This window comes from Micromonospora sp. NPDC049559 (genome assembly GCF_040676675.1).
Lineage (GTDB): Bacteria > Actinomycetota > Actinomycetes > Mycobacteriales > Micromonosporaceae > JBFAPK01.
The window spans coordinates 41,610-55,010 of the sequence record NZ_JBFAPK010000017.1; the positions used below are offsets into that span (position 1 = coordinate 41,610).

The window sequence follows — 13,401 nt, forward strand, 5'->3', positions numbered from 1 at the left end:
CGTACCTCCCGTCGGCCGCCCGGTGGCCGGCCGGCGGGTGTGCCGCCGTACCGTACGGTCTCCGCCGGGCGGGACCGGTGCGAGCCTACCGAACGCACCACCCAGCCGGGCCGGAATGACCCGCTTTGAGCTGGGAAAATGCTCCTCGGCTCCCCCCGCGATCTAGGGCAAATCCGCGTGAGATGATCTCTAATCACAAGGATTTGCCCTAGATCGGCGCGCCCAGGTCGGTCAGATCGGTCTGCCCTGGGACGGGCGGCCGGCGCGGTCGTGCGGCGCCATCGCCAGCGGATCGTCGGCGGTACGCGCCTTGTGCGCCACCTCGTCGCCCCATTCCCCGCGCTCGGCCGACTCCTGCTCCGGCCGCTCGTCGTCGGGCCGCTTCGCCTGCTCTGCCTCGGTCTTCGCCTTCCGGCCCATGACTCTCCTCGCGGTCGTGCGCTACCCGCCGCCGCCGGGACGGGGCGTCGCGCGCCGTCCCGCCGGCCTGTCCCGCGGGTCGTTCCCACCACCCGGAGCGGCAAACCCAGTCCCCGCGCCGCGCCCGGTCGACGGGCCCGGGAGTGGGCGGTTGGGCAGCGGGTATGGCGATGCCTGGCAGACCCGAGGGAGGGGAGCGGGGACATGGCAACGCGGACGACCGAGACGACGATCCCGGCCGGTGAGGTCGAGCTCAGTGCCGACATCGTGCTTCCCGAGAGCGTGGACGGGGTGGTGCTCTTCGCCCACGGCAGCGGCAGTTCCCGCTACAGCCCCCGGAACCGGGCGGTGGCCGGCACGCTCAACGAGCACGCCCTCGCCACCGTGCTGGTCGACCTGCTCACCCCGGACGAGGAGCGGATCGACGAGCGTACCGCCGAACTGCGCTTCGACATCGACCTGCTCTCCAACCGGCTGGTCGGCATCGTCGACTGGCTGCGTACCGGCGCCGAGCTGCCCGTACTGCCGATCGGGCTGTTCGGGGCGAGTACCGGCGCGGCGGCGGCGCTCTCGGCGGCGGCCGCCCGGCCGGACGACGTGCCGGCGGTGGTTTCCCGGGGCGGGCGGCCGGACCTGGCCGGGGCGGACCTGCCGGAGGTACGAGCCGCCACGTTGCTGCTGGTCGGGGAGCGGGACGAGGAGGTGCTGGGCCTCAACGACGTGGCCCGCAGGGCGCTGGGCGGCGAGGCGGTGCTGCACGTCGTGCCGGGCGCGACCCACCTGTTCGAGGAGCCCGGGGCGCTGGAGCGGGTGGCCGACGAGGCGGCCCTCTGGTTCGGCGACCACCTGGGCTGATCCGAACCGCCGTTGATCCGCACAAATACAGAGAAAGGGTGGCCTCGAACGCGCCGGAGGGGATTATTTCTCTGAATTTGTGCGGATGATCAACCCTGCGGATCAATCGAGCGGTCCCGGCGACCCGCGCGGTTGACCGTGAGAGCGCTCTCACGCATGCTGGGGCGCATGTCGATCGAGATCCGCCCCTACCGCCCCGACGACCGCGCGGCGGTGTACGACATCTGCATCCGTACCGCCGACGCGGGCCAGGACGCGCGCGACCAGTACCGGGACCCGGACGTGCTGCCGGAGATCTTCGCGGGCCCGTACGCCCACCTGGAGCCGGACCTGGCCTTCGTCCTCGCCGACGACGACCGCGCGGTCGGCTACGTGCTCGGTACCGCCGACACCGCCCGCTTCGTCGCCCGCTTCCGCGACGAGTGGCTGCCCCTGGTGTCGGCGCGTTATCCGGCCCGCGACGGCGCCCCGACCACGCCGGACGAGATCATGGTCCACCTGTTGCACACGCCCGAGCGGATGCTCGTGCCCGAGCTGGCCGACTACCCCGCTCACCTGCACATCGACCTGCTGCCGGACTACCAGCGGGCCGGGCACGGGCGCCGGCTGGTCGAGACCTTCGTGGCGGTACTGCGGCGCAAGGGCGTGCGGGCACTGCACGTCGGCATGGTCACCGCGAACCGGCCCGCCCGCCCGTTCTACGACCGGCTCGGCTTCCACGTCATCGACGTCCCCGACCCCGGCCCGCTGACCTACCTCGGCCTGACGGTCTGACCATCGGCTGGCCCGGCTCGGCTCGGCTCGGCCCGGCTCGGCCCGGCCCGTCGGACCGACCCCGTCCGGCTCGCGGTCCGGCGGGCCCCCGGTCCGTCCAACCGGGCCGGCGGACACTCCGGTGGACGGGCCGGGCGTCAGTCCGCGTTGGACCAGGACCGGGTGGAGAGGACCAGCCGGTACCCGTCCGGGTCCGCGACCGTGACGCCCCACCGGTCCCAGTACGGCCCCTGCGAGACCCGGGTGCCGCCCGCCTCCTCCAGCCGGCGCACCAACTCCTCGTCGACCGGCCCGTCCAGGTAGAGCACCAGCAGGTCCTCCGCCGACGGGCTGGGCGTCGCGGTCAGGTTCTCGCCGCCGACCAGCTCCAGGTGCCAGGTCGCCGCCGGCCAGCCCAGGATCAGCAGGTCGTGCTCGCCGGGCCCCTCGGCCGAGGCCCGGTACAGCACCCGCAGGCCGAGCCCGTGCACGTAGAAGCGCTCCGCGGCGGCGAGGTCGCGGGCGGGACGGGCGAGGCGGACGTGCGCGGACGGATCGATCACGGCTTTCCTCCCGTACGGTGTGGTGATCATCCTGCGACCTGAACCCCGATTCAGGTCAAACCGCTCACGCCGAACCCCTCCGGCCGGCGGCGTGCAGCCGGTCCAGCACGTACTCCAGGAAGGCGCGGGCGTCGGTGGCGGCCAGCGCCGGGTTCGGACCCCGCCCGGCGGCGTGCCCGGCCATCGCCGTGCCGATCACCTCCGCGAACTCCGGTGTTGCCCGCCGGGCCCACTCGGCGGCGGCCGGCTTCGCGCGCCAGCTCCGCCCGGTCGCGAAACACAGCGCCCGGCACCCGTTCAGCACAGCGTTGTCGCCGTGCGTCGCGAGACCCTTGAGGTGCTCCTCGACCGACTCGATCACCACCGGCAGCAGGCTCTCGAACGGCGCCGGACGCATCAGCTCCCGAGGTCGCGGCCCGAAGAGCGCGACGTCGCACTGGTACGCGACCGAGCGGTCGATGGCGTACCAGAAGCCGGGCCCGTCGTACGGGTCCGTGCTCACCTTCGGGGTCAGCTCGCGACCGGTGTTCAGGTTGAGCGCGTAGCCCGCCGCGACCGTGCCCGCCCGGACGACCGGCTCGCCGTAGAGGACGAACTCCAGCCCGGCCGCCGGACACGGCAGCACCCGGTGGTCCAGCCGGGCGGCGAGGTCCCGCAGCACCGGCTCGCTCGGGGGCCGGATCGTGACGCAGATCAGGTCGATGTCGCTGCGACCGGGGACGTAGCCGTCGAGGGCGAGCGACCCGGTCGGATAGACCGCCACCAGCTCGTCGCCGAACGCGCCGTGCAGCCGGTGCAGGAGCGAGTCGAGGTACGTGGCTTCGGCGGCCGGAAGGCGGATCGTCATCCGGACACCCTGCCACGTACCGGGCCGCCGCTCCCACCGGATCGCCGTTCCCGCCGCGTCACCGCTCGCGGCCGGATCGCCGGCAGGGGCCCGCACCGCGCGCTGCGCGCGGCCGGACCACTTCGGCGCCCGGCGGTCGGTCAGTCCGCCGCGCCGCCCGGTGCCACCCGTTGACCGACGCGGGCGAACCGGGGCAGCGCCGCGAGCAGGCCGAGCACGATGACGACCAGCCCGTAGCCGGTGGCGGTCTCACCCAGGCCCAGCCGGGGCACGATCATTCCGGCCGCCACCGCCGGCACGCTGAAGGCCAGGTAGCTGACCACGTAGATCGAGGCGAAGAGTTCGGCCCGCTCGCCCGGAGCGGGTAGCGCCGCGAGGGACCGGAACGCGCCGAGGAACGCCGCGCCGAAGCCGACGCCCGCCACCGCCGTACCGGCGAAGAAGAGCGGCGCCGACCCGAGGCCGAGGGCGAGCAGGCTCACCGCCGTACCGGCCGCGAGCAGGACCGAGCCGACCACCATCACCCGGCGGGGTGCCCGGTCGCGGGCGAACAGGGCCGCCGCCGCGCCGAAGCCCATCAGGGTGGTCACCACCAGCCCGCCGACCAGGTGACTGCCGACGTGCAGGCTGCTCGCGGTCAGCGACGGGCCGAGCGAGAGGTAGAGCCCGCCGATCGCCCAGGTGGCGACCAGGGGCGGGGTGGCGCTGAGGAAGTGCGGACGGGCGTGCGCCGGTACCGCGATGCGGGGCCGCAGCGACGCGAGCGCGCCGGGGCGGCGGGACACGGTCTCCGGCAGCAGCGCGACCGCGAGCGCCAGCAGGACGAAGGCGACGGCGAGCCCGCCGAAGACCAGCGTGGTGGGGGCGGAGGCGTACTGGAGCAGCAGGCCGGAGCCGAGTGCCCCGACGGCCAGACCGACGGCGGGGGCGATGCTGTTCACGAGCGCGCCCCGACGGGGACGCGCGGGCGGTTGCAGGTCCACCAGGGCGGCGCTGATCGCCCCGGCCGCCGCGCCGGTGGCCAGGCCCTGCACGGTACGGGCGGCGAGCAGCCAGCCGACGCCGTGGGCGTCGAGGAAGACGAGCATGCTCGCCGCCTCGGCCACCAGCGCCGCGGCCAGTACGGGGCGCCGGCCGAGATGGTCGGAGAGGGCGCCCACGGTGACGAGGGCCACCAGCAGGGCGAGCGCGTAGATCGCGAAGACCGAGGTCAGCACGGTGGCGGAGAAGCCCCAGCGCTGCTGGTACACGACGTAGAGGGGGGTGGGGGCGCCGGCGGCGGACATCAGGATCAGCAGTGCCGCGCCGAGCAGCCAGAAACCGCCCGAGTGGGACATGACTCCCGTTCTGGGGCGGGTTGGGGTGACGTCACGGGCCTGGGTCATCTCGGTAGCTCCTCCAGCAGCGGCGCGCCGCCGTTCGCGAATGTTCCATGATTCTCGAACGGTGTGGAGGCTACCTCGCATTCCGCCAACTGTTCAACTATTCTCGAACCATGCCCGGATCGTCGCGTGACCTGCCGCATCCCGAGGTCGAGGAGCTCGTCCTGACCGACGTGCTCTTCGCGCTGAGCGATCCACCCCGGCTGGCGATCGTCCGCCAACTCGCGGAGGGCCCCCTCACGGAGGTCTCCTGTCAGGCGGTCGGCGGGGAGATCCCGAAGTCCACCCGCTCGCACCACCTCAAGACGCTGCGCGAGGCGGGCGTCATCCGGAACGTGCCGCACGGCCGGCAGCGCTACGTGAGCCTGCGCCGCGAGGACCTGGAGGCCCGGTTCCCGGGCCTGCTCGCCGCCGTACTCGGACCGGAACCGGAGCGCGCCGCCACCCCGGCCGAGCCCGACCCCGACCTCGCCCGTTGACCGGGCCGAGGGCGTGGCCGACGGTGGCTACGCCCTCGGGGACCGGCCTCAGGCGACCCGTTCCGCCGGTAGGTGGACGCACGGGTAGAAGACGTGTCCGAAGGTGTCGTTCCGGTTCGACTTGACCACCCGGCCGCCGACCTCCGCCCGGGCGCACCCCCAGATCCCCCTGGAGTTCTCCGTCCACTTCAGTCCGCTGTTCGCGATGTTGATCCGCACGTTGCTGTTGGACTCCTGGTAGTCGTTGTCGTCCTTGGAGAAGCTGCTCTTGCGGCCGATGTAGCTGGTCTCACCGCAGCTGATCGTCGTACCGGCCTGGACGGCGAAGGGCGGATAGGCCACGCCCAGCGAGAGCCCGTTGAGGCCGCAGCCGTCGGCGTTCAGCCAGCGCTGCTCGAACGCCACGCCGCTGACCCTCAGCGGCCTGCGGCCCGACGCGGAGCAGGTGGTCCACGCCGAGACGACCACCTGGGGCGCGACGACCGCCAGCTTGTTCAGCGCCGGCCGGGTCTTCTGCGGCCGGCCCGGGTGCGGCATCGGCCCGAGCCGCCAGGAGTACTCGTACTCGATCCTGCCCCTCAGCTCGGTCTTCACGCACGTGTTGCCGGCCAGGCCGGGCACCCGCTGCCAGTACACCTGGTCGAAGCCCACGCTGGTCCTGACGGTACGGGGCGGCGACTTCCGTGCCGCCTGTGCGGCGACGGCGCCCGCGCCGAGCAGGGCGAGGATTCCGGCCAGCGCCACGAACAGGGCCAGGGGACGGCGTTGCGGTCGGTCCATCGTGGTGACTCCTCTCGATCTCATGGATCGAGCCAACCGCTGTCTCACCAGGGGCTCAACGGCTCCGGCCGTCCGGGAAAGTACCGACCGGATCCGCGCCGTCCCGATCGGGCGTCCGGGACGGCGTCCGGGACAGTGGCCGGGACGGTGGCCCCGCGTCCACAGTCGACCGGCACGCTCCGGAGCCGGGGCCGCGCCGGCATCGCGGCGATCCGGCATCACTAATATCCCCGTGTGATCAACATACGACGGCCCGCTGCGGTCCTCTTGGGACTCATGGCCGCCCTGTCGCCCCTAGGCGCCCCGCCGGCCGGCGCCGACGAGACCACCCCGAGCGAACCGCCCAAAGTGGAGCTGGTGCTCGACGTGAGCGGTTCGATGCGCGCCAACGACATCGGCGGGCGCAGCCGCATCTCCGTCGCCCAGCAGGCGTTCAACGACGTGGTGGACGCGCTCCCCGAGGGGACGCAGCTCGGCATCCGGGTGCTGGGCGCCACCTACCCCGGCGACAACAAGGCCATCGGCTGCAAGGACTCGCAGCAGATCGTGCCGGTCGGGCCGGTCGACAAGCAGCAGGCCAAGGGCGCCATCGCGACCCTTCGCCCCACCGGCTTCACGCCGATCGGGCTCGCGCTGCGCGGCGCCGCGCAGGATCTCGGTACCGGCGAGACGACCCGCCGGATCGTCCTGATCAGCGACGGCGAGGACACCTGCGCGCCCCCCGACCCCTGCGAGGTGGCCCGCGAGCTGGCGGCCCAGGGCACCCACCTGGTGGTCGACACCCTCGGCCTGGCCCCGGACGAGAAGGTACGGCGGCAGCTGCTCTGCATCGCCGGCGCCACCGGCGGTACCTACACCTCGGCCCAGAGCCCGGAGCAGCTGACCAACCGGATCAAGCAGCTGGTCGACCGGGCCAAGGACACGTACACCCAGGCACCGGCGATCGTCACCGGCTCCGGTGAGTGCAACAATGCCCCGCTGCTCTCGCCCGGCGTCTACACCGACCGCGAGCAGTTCTCCGAGCACCGCTGGTACCGGATCCCGGTCCGCTCGAACCAGGAGCTGCGCGCCTCGGTGAGCGTCGCGCTCGACCGGCCGCTGCGCCGCGACTACGGCGTACTGCTGCGGGCCACCGCCACCGACGGCCGGGAACTCGTCCGCGGTACCGACGCCGGCAGCGGCACCATCGACGTCGTCTCCACCGGCCTGCGCTGGTCGGCGGGGGACCCCGACGACGAGCCGACGCCGGAGGAGACCGAGCCGGCCGGGGCGGACGCCGTCACCACCGTCTGCCTGGTGGTCAGCAACTCCTTCGCCCCGGCCGCCGCCACCGGCGGCCCCGGCATGCCGGTCGAGCTGACCATCGACGTGGTCGACGCCTCGCCCGCGCCGAACGCCCCCGGACTCGGCCGGGGCTGGGCGCTGCTCGCGGTGCTCGCCGTCGCCGGGCTGCTCACCGGGCTGATCGTCGGTTGGCTGACCCGCTGGTGGGTCGCCGTCTGGAGGACGAACTGACCATGCGCAACCACGTCATCCGCGCCGCCGCGCTCGGGGCCGCGGCGTTCGGCGCCGCGCTGCTCCCGGCCGGCGTCGCCGCCGCCGACAACGCGACCCCGTCGCCGGGGGCCACCACGGTCACCACCGCCGGCACCTCCTTCCTGACCGCCACCGTCGTCAACCCGGGACAGCCGGTACGGGTCTCCGCCTCGACCGGCGACTACCTGTACTGGTCCTTCAACGCCACCGCCGGGCAGGTCAACGACGTGTCGATCACGGTGACCCTGCCACCGGCGAAGAGCCGGCACGGCGGCTCCGTCTGGGCGGTGGAGGTCTTCGACGGGCTGCGCCGCCGGCAGGCGTGCACCGCCGGGGCCCAGACGCCGATGGCCGCCCCCGACGCCGCCAGCGTCACGCTCGGCTGCACCCTGCGCCGGGTACGCCCGTGGGCCGAGCCGTGGTCCGGCGACCCGCTGCCCGGCACGTACTACGTCCGGCTCTCGGTCACCACCCTGCCCGAGGAGGACCGGGGCCTGCCGACCGAGGTGGAGATGCTGATCGGCAGCGACGGCAACAGCGGCTCGGCGCCCGAGGACGGGGACCTGAAGGCGCCGCTCGTACCGGCCGCGAAGCCGGGCAAGGTGCTCGCGGCGGACGCCGCCACGGCCACCGCGGAGCAGTCCGGCGAGGAGGACGGCGGCTGGTTCGACGGCTGGTTCGACGGCTTCTCCAGCCGGTGGATCTGGACCAGCGTCGGCGGCATTCTCGCCGCGGTCGGTGGGGTCGTCGGCTTCGCGCTGACCCGGCGTCCCCGGCACCGCTCCGTGGGCTGACCGGCACCCGTCCCGCCGGTCCGGGCCTCGTCAGGAGATCCGCCCCGGGCCGTCGCCGACCGAATGTCGCGACGGCCCGGGGCGCGCCGACGGGTGTCGAGATCGTGCTGTTGCGGGGATGTAGGGGCGTGCCGGTGCGGCGAAGGCCCACTACATCCCCGAACTCGCGTGACCGTGCCGTGGGCGCCCCGCGTGAACTCGCGCGCGCCCGGTTCCTCCCTACCTCTCGGCCGGGGAGCGGAGCTGCCTGATCGCCTCGGCGATCAGCTCGCGGGCCTCGTCGCCGTACCGGGCCACCCGGTCGAGCTGCTCGAAGATCCGGCTGAACCGTTCCGCGTCGGCGGCGGTCTGCAGCGTCTCCTCCTCGGCCCAGGTCTCGACGGTGATCGCGTCGTCGAACATGACGAAGCCGTGCAGCGGCGCGAGCGGCAGGTACGCGCCGATCGGGATGACGCCGAACCGGACGTTGGTCATGCCGATCAGGGCGCTGAGCCGGTCGAGTTGACCGCGCATCACCTCGACCGGGCAGAGCAGCGCGCGCAGCACCGACTCGGTGACGATGAAGTGGAACTGCTTGTTGCGGTCGTACAGCACCTGTTGCCGCTGGATGCGCAGCAGCAGGGCGTCCTCCAGGTCGTCGCCGGGCGCGCCGTGGAACTCGACGTTCTCGGCCAGCCGTACCCGCGCGTAGTCGGGGGTCTGTAGCAGCCCGGGGACGATGCCGACCTCGAAGTTCTTGACCAGGGTCGCCTCGGCCGCGAGGTCCAGCATGGAGCGCTGGGTACCGGCCTGGCCCGCGTCCGTCGCGCCGCGGCGCCAGGCGAGATGCTCGGTACGCGAGAGGCGCAGCTGCCCGAGCAGCGTGTCGACGATCGCCGGTCCGGCGTTCGTGGCGACCGCCCAGGCGTGGACGTCCTCCTCCGTCGGAAGCTGCCGTCCGGTCTCGATCCGCGACACCTTGGACTGGACCCACCCCAGCTGCGCGGCGAGCGCCACCCCGGACATCCCCTCGCGCGCGCGCAGTTCCCGCAACTTGGCCCCAAGCGCCCCTCTGTGGTGGCCTTGGTTGGTCGACATCGCCTGCTCCTAGGCTACGCGGAGGGTAGGCGTCACCGTACCGCCCGAATGGCGGCCAGTGGTGCATCGCGGCCGATTGGGCGCGCGCTAGCGAGTCGTTTTCGCCGAATGGGGTGGGTGTCTCCGGGACGGAGAGGCGGGTCGCCGATGAGCCGGACCCGCCGCATCCGTCGGTCGTCCCGGGTCGGGGTGTGGACCCGGTGCGACCAGGGTTGTCCCTCGATGGCCACCGGCTCACCGGTCAGGAAGCGACGATGGCCTCTCGTCCGTCCGCGACGTCGTCGCGACGCCGGGTCGCCGGCCGGTGGCCAGTGCGCTGGTACGCGGATGACCGGTGGGACGTACCCCTGAACCGTGAGCCGATCGGAAGCCGGCTACAGCGTCTTGGCGATCTCGGCCAGTACGTCGGAGGGAACCTCGACCGCCGTCTCGTGCGCCGGGATGTCGAGCTGGGCCAGGGCCTCAGGGTCGGAGACGCGCCAGCCCTGCACGATGAACGTGTCCCGGTCGGTGCGGTACAGCGAAGGGCAGTTGTTGACCTGCGACAGCACGGTCTTGCGAATAAAGGTGAGCTTCACGCCTTCACCTCTCATATCTAGTATGTCGCTTTTGGCCCAATGCCTGGCGACCTGCGTTGCATTATGCGACTAGGTGGGGCCAAGAGCACGTATCGGGAACCACGACACGGCATAAACTTCCCTTAAATTTGGGGTAAATCGCCCGAGAGTCCACATGGTTGGCGCCTAATGCATGATCCATGCGCACGGGCGACCGTACGGCCGGAGCGCGGTCCGGCGTGGACGGCGGGGCGCCCGAAGCCTCCGGGCGCCCCGCCGGGACGCGCTCCCCACCACCGGCCCGGCGTCACATCCGGCCGGCCGACCCGATCCCGCTCCAGTTCGAGTTCACCGCCCCGAGGCCGAGGATCACCTGGTCGAAGAGGTTGCCGTCGTTGTCGTCGGTGTAGCAGACGCTCACCTCGCCCCAGGGCGACGAGGCCACCGCCACCTGCTCCTGCCGTCCGGCGGTCGTCTGGCTGAACGCCGCGCCCGGCAGCCGGCCCGTGCCCGTACCGTCCGGGTTGAGCCCGCGTACCCAGACGTCGGCGGTGGCGGCCTGGACCGTCCACCCGACCACCACGTTGTCCTGGTCGTCGATGCCGACCGTCGGCGCGGCGGCTCCCGCGCCCGAGGAGGTCTCCACCTCGGTGTGCCGGGCCACGCCGGCGGAGGTGAACGAACGGGTCCAGACGCCGGGCGTGCCGGTGTGGTCGGACTCCCAGGCCACGCCGAAGTCGCCGGTGAAATTGGCGGCGACGGCGGCGTGCCGCTGCTGGCCGTCGCCGAGCGAGTTGGCGGTCCGGCGGGACAGGTTCACCGCCCCGTTGGCCTTGGCGAGCCGGGTCAGGCCGATGTTGTAGTACCCGTTCGCGTCGGCGTCCTCGTCCCAGACGACGAGCGCGTCGCCGGAGGCCGACACGGCCACGTCCGGCCGGTGGTGGGCCCCCGTCGACTGGCTGGCCGCCACCTCGTACGCCTTGGTCGTCGGACCGGTGAAGCCCGCGGCCCGGACCGTGGCCGGACCGGTGCCCTGGATGTCCTCCCACACCACGGAGAAGCTCACCGCCGCGCTGCCCGGCGCGCCGTCCGGATCGACCGCCACCCTCGGCCAGACCTGCTGGCCGGCGTCGTCGGCGTTGGCCTGACCCGAGGCGAGCACCGCCCCGGCGGGGGAGACCACCCGGTACTGGATGTTGTAGTACCCGTTGCCGTCGGCGTCCGCGGCCCAGACGACCACGGCGTTGCCCCGGTCGTCCAGCCCCACGTCCGGCGTGACGTGCCGCCAGGCCACGCCGCTGGTACCGCCGCCGGAGAGCCTGACCTCGTAGCCGCTCGTACCGTTGGTGAAGAGCCGCAGGTAGATCTCGCTGTGCGTGTCGTCCTCGGGAGCGGTGCTGTCGCGGTCGTCCTCCCAGACCACCGCGACCTGTCCGGTGCGGTTCGCCGCGATGGCCGGGACGTCCTGGTCGCCGGTAGCGACGCTGTTGGCCGGCGCCCAGGTCACGGCGGCGGCGGAGACCGCGCCAGGTCCGGGTGCCACGGCGGGTGCGGCCAGCGGAGCCGCCCCGGGTGCCACGGCGGGTGCGGCCAGCGGAGCCGTCCCGGGTGCCGCAGCGGGCCTGACCGGCGCGGCCGAGCCGGGTACCGCGAGCGCCGACGCGACCAGCAACGAGGTGATGACTGACATCTGTGGCCCCTCCTATCCGGCCTGCAGGCCGGGCTGGCCGTCGAGGATGACGAACGAGCCCGCCGTGGTGACCGGCGCGTCGTGCTCGGTCACGCTGGCCAACGCCCGGAAGTCCGCGCGGACCTGGGTACGGGAGATCGTGGTACGGACGTAGCCGCGCCGGTCGGAGGAGAACCTCAGGTGCGGGTTGGTCGCGCCGTTCGGGATCGTGGTGCTCGCCGAGCCGTTGCCACCGGAGGTGATCGAGGTGCAGACCAGCTCCGTACCGATGGTCGCCGAGTTCGGGTTGGCGTAGTCGGCCTTCAGGTTGTTGGCCCAGGCCCGGTGCACGTCGCCGGTGAGCACGAGCGGGTTGCGGACCTGGCGGTCCCGCCACCCCTGCTGGATCCGGGCCCGGGAGGCGCGGTACCCGTCCCAGGCGTCCATGCTCGCGGCGCCGCTCGCGTCGTACTGGCGGGCGAAGAAGACCTGCTGCCCCAGGACGTCCCAGGTGCCGTAGTGCTGCGCCAGCCCGTCGAGCAGCCACGCCTCCTGGGCGGCGCCGGTGAGCGAGCGGCTGGTCAGGTCCGCGTCCGCGCAGACCTTCCACCCGTCGCCGCAGGCCTGGTCGTCGCGGAACTGCCGGGTGTCGAGCAGGTGGAACGTGGCCAGCTGTCCCCAGCGGATCCGGCGGTAGAGCGGGATGCTGTTGCCGCTCGGCGCGGAGCTGGGCCGCAACGGCATGTTCTCGTAGTAGGCCCGGTACGCCGCGGTGCGCCGCGCGGTCCACTGCGCCGCCGTCAGCGCCGGGCTGCTGTCGGCCCGGACCATGTTCGCGTAGTTGTTCTCCACCTCGTGGTCGTCCGGTACCACGAGCCACGGCGCCGCCGCGTGCGCCGCCTGCAGGTCCGGGTCCGACTTGTACTGCGCGTACCGGCGGCGGTAGTCGGCCAGCGTGACGATCTCGGAGCCGAGGTGCTGGCGTACGCCGCCGCTGCCCGCGCCGCCCTCGTAGATGTAGTCGCCCAGGTGCAGGACCAGGCCGGGGTTGTCCTCGGCCATCCGCCGGTAGGCGGTGTAGTAGCCGGACTCGAAGTGCGCGCAGGAGGCGAAGGCCATCACCAGGTCGCGGCCGAACGTACCGGTCGCCGGGGCGGTCCGAGTACGCCCGACCGGTGAGATGTGGTCCTGCGCCCGGAACCGGTAGTAGTAGTCGGCGTCGGGGGAGAGCCCGCCCGCCACCACGTGCACGGAGTGGGCGTCGGCGTACCGGGCGGTGACCGTTCCGGACGCCACCAGCGAGGTGAACCGGTCGGTGGTGGAGACCTGCCACTCGACGGTCACGTCGGCGGCGGCCATTCCGCCCTGCCCGTCGGCGTTGAGCGGCGAGGGCGCCAGCCGGGTCCAGAGCACGACGCTGTCGGGCGCCGGATCACCGGACGCCACACCGAGTTTGAACGGGTACGGCGCCGCGGCTCGGGCGCTCTGCCAGGGGGAAATCGCCACGCCCGCGGTGGCGAGTCCACCGAGGACGAAGATTCGACGGGTCAGCCTCTTCATGGCCAGTACCCTGAGCGCCGTCGATGAACGCCGTACGCGTCCGCGAGAAACCTCCGGTGACAGTGGGCTGTCGCGTAGAGAAGTTCCAGGCGCCGGTGCGTACGTGGACTAATGTCGATCTTTTCTTCC

14 protein-coding genes are annotated in these 13,401 nt (G+C 72.8%); 5 read left to right on the forward strand and 9 right to left on the reverse strand.

What is annotated here, in order from left to right; all coding sequences use genetic code 11:
- Positions 1-231: 231 nt before the first annotated feature.
- On the reverse strand, positions 232-420 hold the full coding sequence (locus tag AB0J86_RS19410; RefSeq protein WP_363858896.1) for a hypothetical protein: 189 nt from the start codon (positions 418-420) through the stop codon (positions 232-234).
- Positions 421-624: 204 nt separating this feature from the next.
- On the opposite strand from AB0J86_RS19410, the gene AB0J86_RS19415 reads away from it, so the two are divergent.
- Both AB0J86_RS19415 and AB0J86_RS19420 read left to right on the forward strand, forming a co-directional pair.
- The gene (locus AB0J86_RS19415) at positions 625-1,275 is read left to right on the forward strand and encodes a hydrolase (RefSeq protein ID WP_363858898.1); all 651 of its coding nucleotides are present in this window, start codon (positions 625-627) and stop codon (positions 1,273-1,275) included.
- A 168-nt stretch (positions 1,276-1,443) separates the two neighbouring features.
- Entirely contained in the window at positions 1,444-2,049 is a 606-nt protein-coding gene (locus AB0J86_RS19420) for a GNAT family N-acetyltransferase (RefSeq protein ID WP_363858900.1), read from the forward strand.
- Positions 2,050-2,186: 137 nt separating this feature from the next.
- Here the strand turns inward: AB0J86_RS19420 and AB0J86_RS19425 are convergent, their stop codons facing one another.
- The 3 genes from AB0J86_RS19425 to AB0J86_RS19435 all read right to left on the reverse strand — a co-directional run bounded on the left by AB0J86_RS19425 (position 2,187) and on the right by AB0J86_RS19435 (position 4,823).
- Positions 2,187-2,591, reverse strand: a complete 405-nt coding sequence (locus AB0J86_RS19425; RefSeq protein WP_363858902.1) for a VOC family protein — start codon at positions 2,589-2,591, stop codon at positions 2,187-2,189.
- 64 nt (positions 2,592-2,655) lie between these two features.
- Positions 2,656-3,438, reverse strand: coding sequence for an aminoglycoside adenylyltransferase domain-containing protein (locus tag AB0J86_RS19430; protein ID WP_363858904.1), 783 nt, complete (start codon positions 3,436-3,438; stop codon positions 2,656-2,658).
- 140 nt (positions 3,439-3,578) lie between these two features.
- Positions 3,579-4,823, reverse strand: coding sequence for an MFS transporter (locus AB0J86_RS19435; RefSeq protein WP_363858906.1), 1,245 nt, complete (start codon positions 4,821-4,823; stop codon positions 3,579-3,581).
- A gap of 110 nt (positions 4,824-4,933) precedes the next feature.
- Between AB0J86_RS19435 and AB0J86_RS19440 the strand changes: the two genes are divergently transcribed.
- The gene (locus tag AB0J86_RS19440; protein WP_363858908.1) at positions 4,934-5,299 is read left to right on the forward strand and encodes a metalloregulator ArsR/SmtB family transcription factor; all 366 of its coding nucleotides are present in this window, start codon (positions 4,934-4,936) and stop codon (positions 5,297-5,299) included.
- A 48-nt stretch (positions 5,300-5,347) separates the two neighbouring features.
- On the opposite strand, the gene AB0J86_RS19445 is transcribed toward AB0J86_RS19440, so the two are convergent.
- Positions 5,348-6,079 (reverse strand): hypothetical protein, encoded by a 732-nt coding sequence (locus AB0J86_RS19445; RefSeq protein WP_363858910.1) that lies wholly within the window; start codon positions 6,077-6,079, stop codon positions 5,348-5,350.
- A gap of 234 nt (positions 6,080-6,313) precedes the next feature.
- Between AB0J86_RS19445 and AB0J86_RS19450 the strand changes: the two genes are divergently transcribed.
- A complete protein-coding gene (locus AB0J86_RS19450; protein WP_363858912.1) occupies positions 6,314-7,594 on the forward strand; it encodes a VWA domain-containing protein in 1,281 nt (426 codons plus the stop codon).
- Positions 7,595-7,596: 2 nt separating this feature from the next.
- Complete coding sequence (locus tag AB0J86_RS19455; RefSeq protein WP_363859040.1) at positions 7,597-8,409, forward strand: peptidase; 813 nt, start codon at positions 7,597-7,599, stop codon at positions 8,407-8,409.
- A 219-nt stretch (positions 8,410-8,628) separates the two neighbouring features.
- On the opposite strand, the gene AB0J86_RS19460 is transcribed toward AB0J86_RS19455, so the two are convergent.
- The 4 genes from AB0J86_RS19460 to AB0J86_RS19475 all read right to left on the reverse strand — a co-directional run bounded on the left by AB0J86_RS19460 (position 8,629) and on the right by AB0J86_RS19475 (position 13,272).
- A complete protein-coding gene (locus AB0J86_RS19460) occupies positions 8,629-9,486 on the reverse strand; it encodes a helix-turn-helix transcriptional regulator (RefSeq protein WP_363858914.1) in 858 nt (285 codons plus the stop codon).
- Between the two features lie 374 nt (positions 9,487-9,860).
- Positions 9,861-10,064, reverse strand: coding sequence for a hypothetical protein (locus AB0J86_RS19465; RefSeq protein ID WP_363858916.1), 204 nt, complete (start codon positions 10,062-10,064; stop codon positions 9,861-9,863).
- 286 nt (positions 10,065-10,350) lie between these two features.
- Positions 10,351-11,733, reverse strand: a complete 1,383-nt coding sequence (locus AB0J86_RS19470) for a hypothetical protein (RefSeq protein ID WP_363858918.1) — start codon at positions 11,731-11,733, stop codon at positions 10,351-10,353.
- Positions 11,734-11,745: 12 nt separating this feature from the next.
- Positions 11,746-13,272 (reverse strand): alkaline phosphatase D family protein, encoded by a 1,527-nt coding sequence (locus AB0J86_RS19475; RefSeq protein ID WP_363858920.1) that lies wholly within the window; start codon positions 13,270-13,272, stop codon positions 11,746-11,748.
- Positions 13,273-13,401 lie beyond the last annotated feature (129 nt).